This is a genomic window from Nocardiopsis sp. RV163 (assembly GCF_001029525.1).
Taxonomy (GTDB): Bacteria; Actinomycetota; Actinomycetes; order Streptosporangiales; family Streptosporangiaceae; genus Nocardiopsis; species Nocardiopsis dassonvillei.
The window spans coordinates 1-16,237 of sequence record NZ_LEKI01000052.1; the positions used below are offsets into that span (position 1 = coordinate 1).

Here is a 16,237-nt window from a genome sequence, read left to right on the forward strand (position 1 = left end):
GAGGGGTGGGCGCGCGCGGAGCGCCGGGCGAGTTCACGGACCCGGGGGACGTCGAGTTCGACGCCGAAGAGGGTGCGGCAGTCGTTGCTCAGGCGTTCCATGTGCAGGTCGAGGCCGCGGACGCGCAGGTCGGTGACGAGCATGGTGGTGAAGTGGCCGTAGCCGTACAGGGCGAGGCCCGCGAGTTCCCCGGTGCTGACGGGGCGTCCGTTCAGTTCCATGAGGTGTTCATCATGGCATTCCGGTATGTGCGCTATCGGGGTTTCCCCCACCGGAACGGGGGCGGGCGGCGCACCGCGCCGTTCGGGTCGGGACCCGGCCGCCTGGGCCCGTGTCAGCCGGTCCTGCGGCGGAAGCGGTACCACCGGGGTGAGGTCCGGTTCATCGGCCATCCCAGGCCGTCGGTCCGCGCGTCCTCGGTCGTGAGGAGCTCCCACCCGGGGAACGCGGCCTCGATCTGCGCCTGTGCGACGCCCTCGACGAGCCGCCGGTAGCGGGAGGGGCCGAAGGCGAGCATCAGCAGGGTGGACCCCGGCGCGGCCAGGGCTGTCACTCCCCGCCCCTCCGCGGCCCGCTGGTCCGCGTCCAGGCCCTGGAAGCAGCCGATGTCGAGGAAGAGGTCGAAGCCCCCCAGGCCGGAAAATTCGAGGCCGGTCACGTCGCCGACGACGTAGGAGACCTCCGCGGGGCCCCTGCGGCGGGCGGCCTCCACGGCCTCCGGCACGATGTCGACGCCCACCGCCTCCCAGCCGCGCCGGGCCAGCTCGGGGGTGAACTGCCCGCGGCCGCAGCCGATGTCCAGCGCCCGCCCGGGGCCGCTCGCGCGCGCCCGGGTCTCGCGGTCGAGCAGGGCGCCGAGCTGCGCCGCTCCGCCCGCGGCGCCGTAGCGCTCCCAGGGGGTGAGGCCGAGACGGTACATCCACGCGTATTTCGTCATGGCTTCAAGGTAGGACGGCTCTCCGGCGCGGGCCTTTCACCCCCGTCGGAGGGTCAGCGGGGGGGCGTTCCCGCTGTTCGGGAGGGCGGTCCATCCGGCTGCGGGGAAGGAGAGGGCGCCGGCGCCGCGCCTCCGGCGCGACCCGAGGGGCGCGGCCCGCCGCACGCCCCCGAGGTCAGCCCCGCTGCCGTTCCATGGCGGTGAACGCGGTGACCAGTTGGTCCTCCGAGGTCTCCAGGTAGGTCGTCAGCTCGTCCGCCGCCCCGGCCGCGTCCCCGGAGGCCAGCAGGGTGTGGATCCTGCGGTTCCAGTCCAGGTACGGGGCGTGGAACTCGCGGGGCGCGTCCATCACGTGGAACACCAGCCGGGTCTCGGCCAGCACCTGGCTCATGAACTCGTTCACCCGCGCGCTCCCGGCCAGCCCGGCCACGGCCTGGTGGAAGCGCATGTTCGCCGTTCCCATCCGCCACCACTCCTCGCGTCCGCGCGCGGACTCCCCCTCGTCCACGGCCGCCCCGACCAGCCGCACCGCCTCCTCGTCGGGGGCCACCGCCCCCCGTAGCGCGGGGAGCTCCAGGGAGCGGCGCGCCTTGAACAGGTCGCGGACGTCCTCGCTGGTCGGCAGGCCGACGAACACTCCTCGGTGCATCTGGTGCACCAGCAGCCGCTCGCGCACCAGGAGCCGGAACGCCTCGCGCAGGGTGTTGCGGGAGACCCCGAGCTCCTCGCACAGCCGCTCCTCCGACAGGCGCTGTCCCGGCGGGTACACACCGTCGATGAGGGACTCGCGGAGCAGCTCCGCGACCCGTTCGGCCTGCGTGGGCAGAGGGGGCAGGGGTCGGGGGCGGCCGCTGGTCCGGTCGGTGCGGGCGTCCGTGGCCGTCACAGGTGCTCCTTAAGGGGACTGGCGTCTGTTATCTCATTGTCACCGACGCGGAGGACCCCCGGGAGAGCGGGGAGCGCCCAGAAGCCGGTCCATCGGACCGGTGGGCCGCGGCGCGGTCCCGCGAGGCTCCGCCCACGGGCTCGCGGACGCCCCTTTCAGAGGCTCCTCCAACGGTTCTCCTGGGCAGGGCGGGGCGAAGGGACCCTCCTGCGGCGCAGGTGACCTGGGTTTTTACATACCGGATCTTTACCTGTCTCGTTGGATTGAAGTATCGTTCAACAATCCAACGATGGCGCGGTCGGTTGTCGCGTCACCGACCCACACCGGACCCCTTGGAGTGACCCATGGGTGACACACCCCCCGCACCCCCGAAGGTGCGCCCCCGTGTCGGGCGGATCGCGATCAGCAGCAGCCTGCTCGGTGCCATGTTCCTCATGGCCACCAGCGCCATCGGCCCCGGCTTCATCACCCAGACCACTACGTTCACCGCCGAACTGGGCGCGACCTTCGCGGTCGCCATCCTCATCTCGATCCTGGTCGACATCGCGGTCCAGCTGAACATCTGGCGCGTCGTCGGCGTCGCCGACACCCGCGCCCAGGACCTGGCCAACAAGGTCGTCCCCGGCGCGGGCTACCTGCTGGCCGCGCTCATCGTCTTCGGCGGCCTGATCTTCAACGTCGGCAACCTCGCGGGCACCGGCCTGGGCCTGAACGCCATGACCGGGTTCGACACCCGGCTCGGCGCGGTCCTGTCCGCGGTCCTGGCCGTGGTCATCCTGGCCGTGAAGAGGCTGGGCGTGGCCCTGGACCGCGTCCTGATCGTGCTGGGCGTGGCCATGATCGTGCTGACCGTCTACGTGGCCTTCGTGTCCCAGCCCCCCGTCGGCGAGGCCCTGCGCCAGGCCGTCCTGCCCGAGCGGTTCGGCGCGGACGTCTTCCTGGCCACCGTCACCATCATCGGCGGAACCGTCGGCGGCTACATCACCTACGCGGGCGTGCACCGCCTCGTCGAGGCGGGCCAGGGCGGGCGCGAGAACGTCCGCGCCATCACGCAGACCTCCGTGACCGGCATCATCGTCACCGGCGTCATGCGCGTGGTCCTGTTCCTGGCCATCCTCGGCGTCGTCACGGGCGGCGCCGACATCCTGGCGTCCGCCAACCCCTCCGCAGAGGCCTTCCGTCAGGCCGCGGGCGAGGTCGGTGTGCGCCTGTTCGGCGTCATCCTGTGGGCCGCGGCGGTCAGCTCCGTCATCGGCGCCTCCTACACCTCGGTCTCCTTCGTCACGAGCTTCCACCCGTGGCTGGAGAAGCGCCGGGGAATCCTGGTCACCGTCTTCATCGGCGTCTCGCTGGCGATCCTGCTGCTGTCCGGGCAGGCCCCGAACACACTGCTGATCCTGGCCGGAGCCCTCAACGGCGTGATCCTTCCGGTGGGCCTGGGCATCCTGCTGTGGGTCGCGGCCCGCCGCTCCGGAGACCTGCTGGGCGGATACCGCTACCCGCGCTGGCTGGTCGTCATCGGCGTCGCCGCCTGGGCGCTCACCGTGTACATGGCCATCGGCTCCCTGGGCGGCATCGCCGACCTCTGGCAGTAGCCCGCCGGGCACGCGCCCTGCCACCGTCCCCCGCCCCTGCCCCGCCCGGACCGCCACCCGGGCGGGTTAGGGGCACCCCGCAAGGGGCAACACGAGAGAACGAGGAGCACCGACGTTGCGCATCGACCTCAACTCCGACCTCGGCGAGAGCCTCGGCCGCTGGGAACTCGGCGACGACGAGGCACTGCTGTCCATCGTGACCAGCGCCAACGTCGCCTGCGGCTTCCACGCCGGTGACCCGTCCGTGCTGCGGCGCACCACGCTCGGCGCGGCGGCCGGGGGAGTGGCGGTCGGCGCCCACGTGGGCTACCGCGACCTCGCCGGGTTCGGCCGCCGCTTCCTCGACGTGCCGCCCGCCGAACTGACCGACGAGGTCGTCTACCAGATGGGCGCGCTGTCGGCGTTCACCCGCCTGGCCGGGGACCGGATCCGCTACGTCAAGCCGCACGGCGCCCTCTACAACACGATCGTGCACCACGAGGAGCAGGCCGCCGCCGTGGTCGCCGCGGTGCGCGAGTTCGACCCGGCGATGCCCGTGCTGGGCCTGCCCGGATCGCAGTTCCTGCGCCTGGCGCAGGAGGCCGGGCTGCCCACGCACCGCGAGGCCTTCGCCGACCGCGCCTACACCCCGGAGGGAACGCTGGTCTCGCGCCGCGAGCCCGGCGCCGTCCTGCACGATCCGGCGGCCATCGCCGAGCGCTGCCTGCGCATCGCCCACGGAGAGCCGGTCGAGGCCGTGGACGGCAGCCGTATCGTCATCGAGGCCGACTCCCTGTGCGTGCACGGCGACAGCCCCGGCGCGGTGGACATCGCCCGGGCCGTGGCCGACCGGCTGCGTGCCGAGGGCGTCACCCTCGCGCCGTTCACCGGGGAGGCCGCGTGACCCCCGCAGGGAGGACGGGGCCGACCGCCCCCGCCGAGGAGGCGCCGTGCGTGTCCTGACGTGCGCTGACAGCGGTGTGCTGGTGGAGGTCGCCGACCTCGCCGAGGTGATCGCGCTGCGCGCCGCGCTCCGGGCCCGGCCGCTCCCCGGGGTCACCGACGTCGTCCCGGCCGCCCGCACGCTGCTGCTGCGGATCGAACCCGGCACCGACCCCGCCGCGGTCGCCGCCGCGGTCACCGGCCTGCCGCTGGCGCCCGGGGCCGGACCGGACTCCGGCGACACCGTCACCATCCCGGTGTTCTACGACGGCGAGGACCTCGACGACGTCGCCGAGCTGACCGGCCTGACCCGGCGCGGGGTGGTCGAGGCGCACACGAACGCCACCTGGACGGTCGCTTTCTGCGGCTTCGCGCCCGGGTTCGGCTACATGGTCGGCGACGACCCGCGCCTGAACGTGCCCCGGCGCGGTGAGGCGCGCACCCGCGTGCCCGCCGGTTCGGTGGCACTGGCGGGGGAGTTCGCGGGGGTGTACCCGCGCAGCTCTCCCGGAGGCTGGCGGCTTCTGGGCCGCACCGAGGCCCCGATCTGGGACCTGGACCGCGACCCGCCCGGCCTGCTGCGGCCGGGGGTGCGCGTGCGCTTCACCGACGCGGAGGCCTCATGAGTACGCGTGTGGGACCGGCACGGACGGAATCCGCCCGCGAACAGCGGCAGGGACGGGGAAGGAACGCGGTGTCGGGTCCGGGATCGGCTGCGCACCCGCGCGAGGCGACAGAGGCGCACGCCCCGACCGCCGGTGGGGGGCGGTCGGCCCTGGAGGTCGTGGCCACCGGGCCCATGACCACGGTCCAGGACGCGGGCCGCTTCGGCCACGCGGACCTGGGCGTGGGCCGCTCCGGCGCCGCCGACGCCCACTCCTACGCCCTGGCCAACCGCCTGCTCGCCAACCCCCCGGGGGCCGCCGCCCTGGAGGCCACCCTGGGCGGGCTGCGCGTGCGTGCCCGCGGGCCGGTGACCGTCGCCGTCACCGGGGCGGAGGCCCCGCTGCGGGCGGACGGGCGCGGCGCCGCCGCCAACACGGTGCTGTACCTGCCCGACGGCGCGGAGCTGGCCATGGGCGTGCCCGACCGCGGCCTCCGCTCCTACCTGGGCGTACGCGGAGGCGTGGACGTCCCGCCGGTCCTGGGATCGCGCAGTACCGACGTCCTGGCCGGGCTGGGACCGGACCTGCTCGTGCCCGGGGCCCTGCTGCCGGTCGGGCCCGCGCCCGCGTACTTCCCGAACGCGGACCACGCCCCCGTGCCGCCCGTCGGCGGACCCGAGGAGATCCTGCGGGTGGTCCTCGGCCCGCGCGAGGACTGGTTCACCGAGGAGGCCGTCCGCACGCTGCTGTCCTCCGCCTACGAGGTCACCCCGCGCAGCGACAGGGTCGGCGCCCGGCTGTCCGGCCCGGTCCTGGAACGCGCCCGCTCCGGCGAGCTGCCCAGCGAGGGCATGGTCGCGGGGTCGCTCCAGATCCCGCCGGGCGGGGAGCCCGTGCTTTTCCTGGCCGACCACCCCGTGACCGGGGGATACCCGGTGGCGGCAGTCGTGTGCTCGGCGGACCTGCCCAGGGCGGCCCAGGCGCGCCCCGGCACCCGCCTGCGCTTCATCCTCTGACCGGCCGGGCCCCGTCGGAGCGCGGGGCCCCGAAACGACCGCGGACCGGGTTCCGTACCGGGAACGGGCCGCGGCGCCGAGCGGGAACACCGCCCGTCCGTCCCACCCGGAACGAAAGGCAGAACCGATGACCTCTCCGGCCGACCTCTCCCCGCCGCAGGCCCGCGCGCTGTTCCGCGACGGCCTGCGTGCCCCCACCTCCGGCTACAGCGCGGGCTACGCGCAGGCCAACCTCATCGCGCTGCCCCGCGAGGCGGCCTTCGACTTCCTGCTGTTCGCCCAGCGCAACCCCAAGTCCTGCCCGGTGCTGGACGTCACCGAGCCGGGACGGGTGGACGCCTCCGTCTTCGACGGCGACCTGCGCACGGACCTGCCCGCCTACCGCGTCTACCGCGACGGGAAGCTGGTCGAGGAGCGCACGGACGTCACCGACCTGTGGCGCGACGACCTGGTGGCCTTCCTCATCGGGTGCAGCTTCACCTTCGAGACGCCCCTTCTGGAGGCCGGTGTGCCGGTGCGCCACATCGAGGCGGGCACCAACGTGGCCATGTACGCCACCAACCGGCCGTGCCGCCCCGCGGGCCGGTTCAGCGGTCCGCTGGTGGTGTCCATGCGGCCCGTCCCCGCCGACCGGGTGGCCGACGCGGTGCGCGTCACCTCGCGTTACCCGGCGGTCCACGGCGCCCCGGTGCACGTGGGCGACCCCGCCGCGCTGGGCATCGAGGACCTGGACCGGCCCGACTACGGCGACGCGGTGGAGGTGCGCGCCGGTGAGATCCCGGTCTTCTGGGCGTGCGGGGTCACCCCGCAGGCGGCCGTGACGGCCTCCGCCCCGGAGTTCGCCATCGGCCACGCCCCCGGGCACATGGCGATCACCGACGTGCGCGACTCCTCCTACCAGGTGCCCTGACGCTTCCCGCCGGACCCCGGGTGCGGCAGCGTGTCCAAGGTCGAGAGCGCTTCGGTCGGGATGGCGGGGTCGGCGCACGGCACCGCTTGGGCCCGGGCGCGGAGTCCGCGCCGGGCAGCCTCAGGACTCCCGCGGGGGAGGGGCGCCCCCGTCGGGCGCGGGTCGTACGCCGTCGGGCGTGGGTCGTCCGCCGTCGGTCTGCTGGCCCCGGATGAGGCGACCGCGGCGACCGCGACCGGAGCCCCGGCCGGGACCGCCGCCCCCGGCCTCCGGACCGGAGCCCTGACCGGGACCGGAAGCACCCTCCCGGGCCCCGCCGCCGGTCGGGTCCTGCTCCGCACGGTCCCCGTCCCCTCCGGCCCGCTGCCAGCCCTCCTGTGCGGCCCCCGGGCGCTGACGGCCGCTCCTGCGCGAGTAGCCCGCCTGGCTCGGGTACAGCGACTTGGAGACCCGGGAGGCGTCGCCGGTCCGGGTCGTCCCCGCCGTCCGCCGCGGTTCCTCCATCTGCGCGAGCACATCCGGCGGCGGAGCCGCCGCACGCGCCCCGGCGGCCCCGGCGGGCGCCTCCGGCATCTGGTCTTCGGCCGGGTCCGTCCGCGCCTCCTCCAGCAGACCCGCGGCGCCCAAGCGGTCGCCCCGGCGCACGGCCCCGCTGGCCCTCCTCTCGGCGGTCCGCGCCCGCTGCAGGACCTCCTCCGCGCGCACCTCGGGCCGGGGCACCCGCTCGTCGGCCGCGTCCCGCGCGACCACGCCGAGCCCGACGGGCAGGGAGACGGTGCGGCTGGCCAGCGTGACCGGGTCGGCGCAGGTGACCTCCAGCGCGGCGACGGTGCCCGGAGCGGACAATCCGGAGACCTCCAGGCGCAGCAGGAGGCGGCGCCGTTCCCCGGAGTGGAAGTCGCCCAGTTCGACCACCGTCGACCCGTCCGCGAGCTGGTGGGAGGGCGTCTCGCCCACCACGGAGACGGCGCGCAGGAGCGGACCGGGCGGAACCCGCAGCGACACGGCCCGAGCGGTCTTGGCGAGCAGGTGCTCGGCCTCCTGGGCGATGAGGTCGCCCGCGGTGTCGGGGTCCTCGGCGAACAGGGCGCTGCCCGCGCCGCCGCCGGCCACCGCGCCGAGCAGTTCCTCGCCGTAGCCCGGGCCGTATCCCAGGGTCGTGGTGGCGACCCCGTGGGAGTAGGCGTCGGCCGCCACCCGTCGGAGCGGACCGTGCTCGGTGGCGCCCTGGTCGGCGTGCCCGTCGGAGATCAGCAGCAGGGTGGCGCCCCGGTCGGCTCCGGCGCGGCGGGCCTCCCGCACACCGCGCATCAGCCCGCTGGACAGGTCGGTTCCCCCCGACGCGTGCAGCCCGGAGATCAGGCGGCGCACCCGCGCCTTGTCCTCCAGCGGTCCGCAGGGCACCTCGACGCGGGCCTGGTCGTTGAAGGACACGAGTCCGAAGTTGTCGGAGGGCGCCAACCGCTCCACGAGGGACAGCAGCGCGCGCACCGCGCCGTCCAGGCGTCCTCCGCCCATGGACCCGCTTCGGTCCAGAACGACCTGGAGTGTCGCGGCCGGGCGCTCGGTGTCCTCCTCGCGTTCGGGGGCGGTGATGTCGACCAGGACGGACACGGCGTCGTCGGTGTTCCGGGGGACGGCGTCGAAGTCCGACAGCGCTGTCAGGTGCATGCGTGCTCCGGGGGTCGGGAGTGTGGCCACCCAGCCTAGGAAGCGGCGACGGTGTTCGCGCGGTCCGGAGCGGCCGGATGCGGCCGTCTGCGGGCCGCGCGTCCGGCCCCGCCCCCGGGCGGGCCCGGGACGGGGTCCGCCGCCACGTCGCCGGGACGGCCCTCGTCGGGGCGGGCGCGGGGTGCGGGGACGGGGATGGGCTTCAGACCCGGCGCAGGCCCAGACGGCGCAGCTCCAGGGCGGCCAGCGCGTCCACCGCCCCGCGGTCGCCGGAGCGCCAGGCGCCCGCCGGGTCCTCGTGCGTACCGGCCAGCCGGGACGGGGAGGCCGAGGTCAGGGCGCGCAGGGCCAGCAGCCGGGAGCGGGCCTCGGGCGTGAGCCGGCGCAGCCGCTTGGCGGCGCTGGCGTGGCGCACCCACCGGGCGCGCAGGGGCAGCCAGGTGGCGGCGAGCAGCAGCAGCGGGAGCACGGCGGTCAGCAGCGGCAGGGCCAGCGCGAGCGAGGCCACCGTCTCCTGGAAGGAGACCCCGGCGGAGGTGAGGGACTCGCCGGTCCCGCTCATGCCGGTGAACGGGGTGGACAGGGCCTCCCCGGCCAGGGGCACCTTCCGGGCCTGCTCGGCGGCGGCGTTCATGTGCTCGCTGAAGCCCTCGCCCGCGCTCACCATGAGTTCGCCGGGACGGCTGAGGGCCATCAGGGTCTCGCGCAGCGCCAGCGCCGCGCCGACCCACGCGTACACCCAGGCGGCGGCGAGCAGGTCGGAGGAGAACTGGAGGAACGCGCGCACGGGGTACTCGGCGTATAGCTTCACGGGGGCCTTCCGGGGTGAGGGGCGGGCGTGGGCGGGGAACCCACGGTTCCCCGTTACCCGTTCCGGGCCCCCTCACGCCGCGGACCGCGCGGACACGGGCGTTTCCGCGCCCGCGCCCCGCCCTTGCGGGGTCGGTCCCGAGCCTCCGGCGCCGTCCGGAACCACCGCGGAGCGTACGGCGTACCGGCGGCCCCGCGGGGCCGTCTCCCGCAGGGCCGGTCCGTGCCCGCTCCCGGCCCGGTTCCGTGTGCCGCACCGGTGATCCCCGGAGGGCGCCGCTTCACCGGGGAAGGCCCGCAGCCCGCGTCCCCGGTCAGGTGTTCCGGGTCCCGGGCGGCTTCAAACCGCGTCCGGTGCGCCACGGAAGGTTCGCCGGTAGGCGCTGGGGGAGACTCCCAGTTCGGCGTGCATGTGCTGACGCAGCGACGCCGCCGTGCCGAACCCGGCCTCGCGCGCGACCCCGTCCACCGGCAGGTCCGACTCCTCCAGCAGTTGCCGGGCCCGGTCCAGGCGCTGCCGGGCGATCCACCGGCCGGGCGAGAGCCCCACCTCGTCGCGGAAACGGCGGGTGAAGGTGCGCACGCTCATGGACTCCTGGAGGGCCATCTCCCGCAGGCCCGGCTGGAGGTGCAAATGTTGCAGGGCCCAGGCGCGCGCCCGGCCCGTCGCGGCGCGCTCCGGTGCGGGCACGGGGCGGCGGATGTACTGGGCCTGGCCGCCGTCGCGGTGGGGCGGGACGACGGTGCTGCGCGCCACCTCGTTGGCCACGGCGGCACCGTGGTCGACACGGATCATGTGCAGGCCCAGGTCGATGCCCGAGGCGACACCGGCGGCGGTCAGCACACGCCCGTTGTCGGTGTACAGCACGTCCGGGTCCAGGTCGATGCCCGGGTACATGGCGCGGAAGTAGCCCGCCGACTTCCAGTGGGTGGTCACGCGGCACCCGTCCAGGAGCCCGGCCGCGGCGAGCACGAACGCGCCGGTGCAGATCGAGGCCACGCGCGCGGTCGGAGGGATGCGCGCGACGGCCGCGGCCAGCGCCGGAGCGAGGGGCGCGTGCGGGCGTTCGCCGTAGTCCTCGTCGGCGGCGGGCAGGATCACCGTGTCCGCCTGGTCGAGGGCCTCCGGTCCGTGGGCCACGTTGATCGTGAAGTCGGTGTCGGTGCTGACCTCCCCCGCCTCCAGCGCGCAGGTGACGACCTCGTAGAGCGGCTCCCCGTCGGCGCCCCGGGCCTGCCCGAACAGGCGGTGGACGATGCCCGGCTCGATGGGCAGCAGGCCGTGCCGGACCAGGACGGCCACGCGGTGGCGGCCGGGACGCGAGAAAATCTTCATGGCCCGATTCTTGCGCATGTTGGCTTTCGGGACACTGTCGGGGAGAGGGGTCCGCGAAGGAGGCTGGGGCCATGGTCCAGAACACCGCTTCCGCGGGGAAGCCCGCACGCACCCCGTTCCACCGAGCGTGGCCGATAGCACTGGTCTCGTGCCTGACCATCGTCGCCGCTGCGGCCTTCGCCGCGATGCCCGGGATCCTGACCGATCCCCTGCACGCCGAGTACGGGTGGCCCCGGGGAACGATCGGCACGGCGGCCTCGGTCAACATGGTCGTCTACGGTCTGATCGCCCCGTTCGCCGCCGCGCTGATGGACCGGTTCGGTATCCGCCGCGTCGCCCTGGCGGCCCTGGGGGCCGTCGTGGTGGGCGCTGGACTCACCACCTTCATGACCACCGCCTGGCAGCTCACCCTCTACTGGGGGGCGCTCATCGGCGCGGGTACCGGGTCCCTGGCGATGACGTTCGCCGCCACCGTGACCGACAACTGGTTCGTCGAACGCCGAGGGCTGGTCATCGGCACCCTGACCGGGGCCAGTGCCTTCGGACAGATGGTGTTCCTGCCCGCTCTGGCGTGGATCGTCGAGAACCAGGGATGGCGTCCGGCCCTCGTGACCCTGGCGCTGACGGCTGGTGTGATGATCGTCCTCGTCGCCCTGGTACTCCGTGACCACCCGGCCGATCTGGGGCAGCGCCCCTACGGTTCCCCGGTCTTCGTGGAGCGGCCCCGGACGGACCGGGGGGCGGCGCGCCGAACCGTGGAGGTCCTGTCCTCCTCGGTGCGCAGCCGCCGGTTCTGGGTCCTGGCGGGGACCTTCGCGGTGTGCGGCGCGACCACCAACGGCATCATCTGGACCCACTTCGTGCCCGCCGCGCAGGACCACGGGATGGCCGTCACGGTCGCCGCGGCGCTGGTGTCGACGATCGGTGTGTTCTCACTGGTGGGAACGGTCCTGTCCGGGTGGCTCACCGACCGGGTGGACCCGCGTGCGCTCCTGGTCGTCTACTACGCGGGGCGGGGTGCCCTCCTGGCCGCGCTGCCCGCGCTGCTGGGGCCGAACGCCGGGGCCGCGATGGTGGCCTTCGTCGTGGTGTTCGGTCTGCTCGACGTCGCGACGGTGCCCCCGACCATCCTGCTGTGCCGTCGGGTCTTCGGCGCGGACGGGGCCATCGTCTTCGGATGGGTCAACGCCGTCCACCAGGTCGGCGCGGGGGTGATGGCGGTCTTCGGCGGCTTCACGCGTGACGTGGGCGGAAGCTACGGCCCGGTGTGGCTGATGGCCGCCGCCCTGTGCGCCGTCGCCGGGCTGCTGGCCCTCAACCTGCCGCGCGGCACGGACGAGAAGGCCCGCGAGGACGGCACGGAAGAGGAGCCCGCGCGGAACCGTGACGACGAGCGGGAGAGGGCGTGACCGGCACGGGGGGCACCGGTACGGGGGGCGCTGACATCTGCGGTAACGCCGAGACCTCCGGCAACGACCACGGCGCCACCGGTTCCGGCGACGCCCGTTCGGACGGTGGAGGGTCCGGCGGGGGCCGCGCCGCCCGGGGCCCCAGGCGACCGTCACCGCAGTTCTCCGTCGTCCTGCTGATCCTCGCCGCCATGGTGGCCTACGTGGGGTTCTCCGGACTGGAACAGGGGCTGCGCGCGGCGCGCGGTGAGGGCGTGCCGGGTGTGTTCGTCGCGTCGGGCCTCACGTGCGTTCAGCACCCCGGGCACGAGTCGTGCACCTGCAACGGCACCTTCACCGGCACCGGGGGAGGGGAGCCGCGCGGGGTCTACCTGCACGCGGCCGGCCGCGACACCTGCGAGGAGGGCGCGCGGATCCCTTCCGTGGACGCGGGGGCCTCCAACCGCGTCTACGGCCCCGACGGCTCCCGGGAGTGGATCCTGTCCTCGCTCCTCCTCGCGGCGTGCGCGGCCCTGACCGGCGGCGTCGCGGTGAACTGGGTGCGCTACCTGAGGCGCGGACCGTCCGGGGAGTGACCGCCCCGGAAGCGGGCCGCCCCGGGCGGGCCCGGCGGTCCGTCCGGGGCGGTGGGAACCGGTGCCCGTACGAGGGACGGGAGGCGCCCGGTGCCCGTACGCCTCCCGTCCCCCGTACCGGGCGCGCCCGCGCCCTCAGCGGCTCCAGGCCCCGGCGGCCCCGGCCCGGCGGACGTACTCGGCGAAGTCCGAGGCCGGGCGGCCCAGCGCCTTCTCCACCCCGTCGGCGGGCTCGGCGTTGCGGCCGTCCAGGATCTCGCCGAACAGCTCGGTCAGCCCCCGGGCCACCTCCCCGGGCAGCCCCTCGGCGACCGCCCCGGCGACGAACTCCTCCGGCGGGACCCGGCGGCAGGCGACGGGATACCCGGCGGCCCCGCCGATCAGGCGGGTGGCCTCGGTGAACGTCAGTGCCCGGGGCCCGGTCAGCTCGTACAGCTCACCGGCGTGCCCGTCCTCCGTCAGCGCCCTGGCCGCGACCTCCGCGACGTCGTCGAGGTCCACGAACGGCTCGGGCACGTCCGGCACCGGCAGGACCACGGCGCCCCCCAGGACCGGCCCGAGCAGGAAGCTCTCGGAGAAGTCCTGCGCGAAGACCGAGCAGCGCAGCACGGTCAGGTCGGGGAACACGCCGCGCACGGCGTGCTCCGCGCGCTCGGCCCCCTCCTCGCCCCGGCCCGACAGCAGCACCGCGCGCCGGACGCCGCTCCGGGCGGCACGGGAGGCGAACGCGGAGACGGCCTCCTCGGCCCCGGGAAAGGCCAGGTCGGGGTGGTAGCACAGGTATACGGAGGTGACCCCCTCCAGGAGGGCGTCCCAGGTGGCGGGTTCGTGCCAGTCGAAGCGGGGCCGGCCGGAGCGGGAGCCGACCCGGACGTCGGCGCCACGCTCGCGCAGCAGGCGGGTGACGCGGCGGCCGGTCATGCCGGTGCCGCCGGTGACGAGGACGTGTTGTGTGGTCATGTCCCCCAGTCCACCAGCCGGGGTTCGGACGGAACATAGTCAGAACGCTGGTGTGCATAAGCGTTCGTCTGAATACGGCGCGGTCCCCGCTGTGCTCGGACGCGGCCCCCTCGGAGGAGCCCGCGCGTTCGGCGGCCGAGCCCTGAGCCCCCCCGTCCGCGTCACTAGGGTGAGGCCATGGACCCCCTCGTGCACCTCCTGGACGGACCACGCGCGCGCGGCGCCTTCACCCTGCGCACCGTCATGAGCCCGCCCTGGGGCATCGACATCCGCGACGAGGCCGCGCTCACCCTGGTCGTGGTCACCTCCGGACGCGCCTGGGTGGCGGCGCACGGGGAGGAGGCCGAGGCCGGTCCCGGCGACCTGGTGCTCGTGCGCGGCCCGGAGCCCTACGTGATCGCCGACAGCCCGGGCCGGGAACCCACCGTCACCGCCCTGCCGGGTGCGCGGTGCGTGGCCCGCGACGGCGCGGAGGTCCGCGTGTCCATGAGCCACGGCGTCGGCACCTGGGGGAACGACCCCGACGGCAGCGACACCATGGTCGTGGGCGCCTACCTGGACGACAGCGAGGTCGGCCGCCTCGCCCTGGCCGCGCTGCCGTCGCTGGCGGTGCTCCCCGGGGGCCGGGTCGACCCCGCGCTGGTGGAGCTGCTCGCCCGCGAGATCACCGCCGGCCACGTCGCCCAGACCAGCCTCAACGACCGGCTCCTGGACTGCCTGCTGGTGATGGCGGTGCGGGCCTGGCTGGAGGACAACCCCGACAGCGCGCCCAACTGGCTCACCGCCCGCAGCGACCCCGTCGTCGCGCGGGCGCTGGAGCTGGTCCACGAGCGCTTCGCCCACCCCTGGACGCTGGAGGCACTGGCGGGGGAGTGCGCGGTCTCCCGCGCCACCCTGGCCGCGCGCTTCCAGCGGGCCGTGGGCACCCCTGCGATGACCTACCTGCGCACCTGGCGGCTGACGGTGGCCTGCGACCTGCTCACCGCCAGCCCGGGGCTGGGCCTGGAGGCCGTGGCCGCCCGTGTGGGCTACGGGAGCGCGTTCGCGTTCAGTTCCGCGTTCAAGAACCACACGGGCGCGAGCCCGTCCGTGTACCGGGCCGCCCGGGCCGAACGCGTGCCGCAGGGGGCCTGACACGGCCCCGGGCCACGTGGTCGGATGGGTGTTCCCGGGACCCGGGGACCAGGGCACGGCAGGAGGGGGACGCGATGACCGACAGGACCCAGGCGTTCGACCAGCTCAGCGAGGGCTATCGCCGTTTCCGGCCGGGATACCCCCGTTCCCTGCTCGACCGGCTGCGCGCCCACGTCCTCGCCGGTGAGCGGAGTTCCTGGCCCGAGCCCCGGCTCCTGCTCGACGTCGGCGCGGGGACGGGCATCTCCACTCGCGCCCTGCGCCGCGTCTTCGGCCCGGATCCTCGTGTGGTCGGCGTCGAGCCGGGGCGTTCCATGCGGGCCACCGCCGCCGGGGAACCCGACGGGGTCGAGTACGTGGACGGCCGGGCCGAGGAGGTCCCCTTCCCCGACGCGTCGGCCTCCCTCGTCCTGGCCGCACAGGCCGTCCACTGGTTCGACCGGCCCGCCTTCTACGCCGAGGCCGCGCGCCTGCTCCTGCCCGGCGGCACCGTCGCGGTCCTCAACAACGACCGCGACTGGACGGCCAGTGCGTTCGTCGACGCCCACGAGGGCCTGATGGAGGAGTACGGCGACGACTACCGGCGCGACTACCGCGCCTACGACACCGTCGCCGAGATGGAAGGCCGGGACGGCCTCTCCGACGCCACCGAGTTCACCGCCGCCTGGACGCGCGAACTCGACACCGAGGGCTTCGTCGGGAGCGCGCTGTCCTCCAGCAGGATGGCCGCCGTGGTCCGCAACATCGGCGAGGAGCGCACCCGGGCCGCCCTCACCGAGCTCGTCGCCACGCACTTTCCCGACGGTAACGTGCGCGTCCCCTACGTCACGCGGCTCCACCTGGCCCGCCGGACGCCGTAGCCGTACGCCGGTGCCCGTTGGGGCGCGGGTCCTCGGCTCCGCGTTCGCCGTTGCGTGTCCGCTCAGCCGAGCCGCTTCTTGAAACCGATGTGGGAGGCGGTGTACCCCAACCGCTCGTAGAAGCGGTGCGCGTCCCCGCGAGAGGCGTCCGAGGTCAGTTGGAGCATGGCGGCTCCCCGACGGCGGGCCTCCTCCTCGGCCCAGAGCAGCAGGCCGGTCCCCAGGCCGCCGCCGCGCTCGTCCGAGTGCACCCGTACCGCCTCCACCTGGGCGCGGGTGGCGCCCCGGTGGGACAGGCCGGGCAGGAACGTCAACTGGAGGGTTCCCGCCACCCGGCCCCCGCGGCGGGCCACCGCCAGGAACTGGTGCGGGTCGGCGTCGATCACCCCGAAGGCCGCCAGGTAGGGGGCCGGGTTCCCGGGGTCCTCGCGCCGGGCGCCCAGCTCGTCGTCGGCGAGCATGGCGACGATCGCCGCCACGTCCTCGGCGCGGGCCCGGTCGATGGTGATTCCCTCGTCCAAGGGTGCTCCTTGCCTCGTCAGGCGTTCCGGCGCCGCCGGACGCGGTCGATGGGGCCCCGCCCCGAGCGGTTCCGCAGGGGGCGGCCGCTCG

Annotated in this window: 16 protein-coding genes and 1 pseudogene; 9 read left to right on the forward strand and 8 right to left on the reverse strand. The window is 75.0% G+C overall.

Features of this window, described 5'->3' with window-relative positions; all coding sequences use genetic code 11:
• The 3 genes and pseudogenes from ABD54_RS11770 to ABD54_RS11780 form a co-directional block, all read right to left on the reverse strand.
• Positions 1 to 221, reverse strand: a pseudogene (locus tag ABD54_RS11770) (aminotransferase IV); the annotation flags it as partial.
• A 113-nt stretch (positions 222 to 334) separates the two neighbouring features.
• Complete coding sequence (locus tag ABD54_RS11775) at positions 335 to 919, reverse strand: bifunctional 2-polyprenyl-6-hydroxyphenol methylase/3-demethylubiquinol 3-O-methyltransferase UbiG (protein ID WP_047869501.1); 585 nt, start codon at positions 917 to 919, stop codon at positions 335 to 337.
• 193 nt (positions 920 to 1,112) lie between these two features.
• Positions 1,113 to 1,823: a GntR family transcriptional regulator gene (locus ABD54_RS11780; RefSeq protein WP_047869502.1), complete on the reverse strand. Its 711-nt coding sequence runs from the start codon at positions 1,821 to 1,823 to the stop codon at positions 1,113 to 1,115.
• A gap of 344 nt (positions 1,824 to 2,167) precedes the next feature.
• On the opposite strand from ABD54_RS11780, the gene ABD54_RS11785 reads away from it, so the two are divergent.
• The 5 genes from ABD54_RS11785 to ABD54_RS11805 all read left to right on the forward strand — a co-directional run bounded on the left by ABD54_RS11785 (position 2,168) and on the right by ABD54_RS11805 (position 6,870).
• The gene (locus tag ABD54_RS11785) at positions 2,168 to 3,418 is read left to right on the forward strand and encodes an NRAMP family divalent metal transporter (protein ID WP_047869503.1); all 1,251 of its coding nucleotides are present in this window, start codon (positions 2,168 to 2,170) and stop codon (positions 3,416 to 3,418) included.
• A 115-nt stretch (positions 3,419 to 3,533) separates the two neighbouring features.
• The gene (locus ABD54_RS11790; RefSeq protein ID WP_047869504.1) at positions 3,534 to 4,301 is read left to right on the forward strand and encodes a LamB/YcsF family protein; all 768 of its coding nucleotides are present in this window, start codon (positions 3,534 to 3,536) and stop codon (positions 4,299 to 4,301) included.
• Between the two features lie 46 nt (positions 4,302 to 4,347).
• Positions 4,348 to 4,965: an allophanate hydrolase subunit 1 gene (locus ABD54_RS11795; protein WP_047869505.1), complete on the forward strand. Its 618-nt coding sequence runs from the start codon at positions 4,348 to 4,350 to the stop codon at positions 4,963 to 4,965.
• 68 nt (positions 4,966 to 5,033) lie between these two features.
• Positions 5,034 to 5,960, forward strand: coding sequence for a biotin-dependent carboxyltransferase family protein (locus ABD54_RS11800; RefSeq protein ID WP_047869506.1), 927 nt, complete (start codon positions 5,034 to 5,036; stop codon positions 5,958 to 5,960).
• Positions 5,961 to 6,087: 127 nt separating this feature from the next.
• Positions 6,088 to 6,870 (forward strand): putative hydro-lyase, encoded by a 783-nt coding sequence (locus ABD54_RS11805; protein WP_047869507.1) that lies wholly within the window; start codon positions 6,088 to 6,090, stop codon positions 6,868 to 6,870.
• Positions 6,871 to 6,990: 120 nt separating this feature from the next.
• On the opposite strand, the gene ABD54_RS11810 is transcribed toward ABD54_RS11805, so the two are convergent.
• From ABD54_RS11810 to ABD54_RS11820, 3 genes are all read right to left on the reverse strand, one after another.
• On the reverse strand, positions 6,991 to 8,541 hold the full coding sequence (locus ABD54_RS11810; protein ID WP_047869508.1) for a VWA domain-containing protein: 1,551 nt from the start codon (positions 8,539 to 8,541) through the stop codon (positions 6,991 to 6,993).
• A gap of 202 nt (positions 8,542 to 8,743) precedes the next feature.
• The gene (locus ABD54_RS11815) at positions 8,744 to 9,352 is read right to left on the reverse strand and encodes a hypothetical protein (RefSeq protein ID WP_047869509.1); all 609 of its coding nucleotides are present in this window, start codon (positions 9,350 to 9,352) and stop codon (positions 8,744 to 8,746) included.
• A gap of 339 nt (positions 9,353 to 9,691) precedes the next feature.
• Positions 9,692 to 10,687: a GlxA family transcriptional regulator gene (locus tag ABD54_RS11820; RefSeq protein WP_047869510.1), complete on the reverse strand. Its 996-nt coding sequence runs from the start codon at positions 10,685 to 10,687 to the stop codon at positions 9,692 to 9,694.
• A gap of 71 nt (positions 10,688 to 10,758) precedes the next feature.
• Here ABD54_RS11820 and ABD54_RS11825 point away from each other — a divergent pair, with 71 nt between their 5' ends.
• The gene (locus tag ABD54_RS11825) at positions 10,759 to 12,096 is read left to right on the forward strand and encodes an MFS transporter (RefSeq protein WP_047869511.1); all 1,338 of its coding nucleotides are present in this window, start codon (positions 10,759 to 10,761) and stop codon (positions 12,094 to 12,096) included.
• Positions 12,093 to 12,671: a hypothetical protein gene (locus tag ABD54_RS11830; protein ID WP_235432041.1), complete on the forward strand. Its 579-nt coding sequence runs from the start codon at positions 12,093 to 12,095 to the stop codon at positions 12,669 to 12,671. The genes ABD54_RS11825 and ABD54_RS11830 overlap by 4 nt, the downstream gene beginning before the upstream one ends.
• A gap of 135 nt (positions 12,672 to 12,806) precedes the next feature.
• Here the strand turns inward: ABD54_RS11830 and ABD54_RS11835 are convergent, their stop codons facing one another.
• Positions 12,807 to 13,631: an SDR family oxidoreductase gene (locus ABD54_RS11835; RefSeq protein WP_047869512.1), complete on the reverse strand. Its 825-nt coding sequence runs from the start codon at positions 13,629 to 13,631 to the stop codon at positions 12,807 to 12,809.
• Between the two features lie 177 nt (positions 13,632 to 13,808).
• Between ABD54_RS11835 and ABD54_RS11840 the strand changes: the two genes are divergently transcribed.
• Entirely contained in the window at positions 13,809 to 14,765 is a 957-nt protein-coding gene (locus tag ABD54_RS11840; protein WP_047869513.1) for an AraC family transcriptional regulator, read from the forward strand.
• A gap of 74 nt (positions 14,766 to 14,839) precedes the next feature.
• Positions 14,840 to 15,625, forward strand: a complete 786-nt coding sequence (locus ABD54_RS11845) for a class I SAM-dependent methyltransferase (protein ID WP_047869514.1) — start codon at positions 14,840 to 14,842, stop codon at positions 15,623 to 15,625.
• Positions 15,626 to 15,687: 62 nt separating this feature from the next.
• Here the strand turns inward: ABD54_RS11845 and ABD54_RS11850 are convergent, their stop codons facing one another.
• Entirely contained in the window at positions 15,688 to 16,146 is a 459-nt protein-coding gene (locus ABD54_RS11850) for a GNAT family N-acetyltransferase (protein ID WP_082166784.1), read from the reverse strand.
• Positions 16,147 to 16,237: the final 91 nt, after the last annotated feature.

Bases quoted from the DNA above. Each gene is read 5' to 3' on its own strand.
- ABD54_RS11775 (WP_047869501.1), bottom strand. From the start codon at position 919: ATGTACCGTCTCGGCCTCACCCCCTGGGAGCGCTACGGCGCCGCGGGC.
- ABD54_RS11785 (WP_047869503.1), top strand. From the start codon at position 2,168: ATGGGTGACACACCCCCCGCACCCCCGAAGGTGCGCCCCCGTGTCGGG.
- ABD54_RS11845 (WP_047869514.1), top strand. From the start codon at position 14,840: ATGACCGACAGGACCCAGGCGTTCGACCAGCTCAGCGAGGGCTATCGC.
- ABD54_RS11835 (WP_047869512.1), bottom strand. From the start codon at position 13,631: ATGACCACACAACACGTCCTCGTCACCGGCGGCACCGGCATGACCGGC.
- ABD54_RS11810 (WP_047869508.1), bottom strand. From the start codon at position 8,541: ATGCACCTGACAGCGCTGTCGGACTTCGACGCCGTCCCCCGGAACACC.
- ABD54_RS11805 (WP_047869507.1), top strand. From the start codon at position 6,088: ATGACCTCTCCGGCCGACCTCTCCCCGCCGCAGGCCCGCGCGCTGTTC.
- ABD54_RS11840 (WP_047869513.1), top strand. From the start codon at position 13,809: ATGGACCCCCTCGTGCACCTCCTGGACGGACCACGCGCGCGCGGCGCC.
- ABD54_RS11825 (WP_047869511.1), top strand. From the start codon at position 10,759: ATGGTCCAGAACACCGCTTCCGCGGGGAAGCCCGCACGCACCCCGTTC.
- ABD54_RS11820 (WP_047869510.1), bottom strand. From the start codon at position 10,687: ATGAAGATTTTCTCGCGTCCCGGCCGCCACCGCGTGGCCGTCCTGGTC.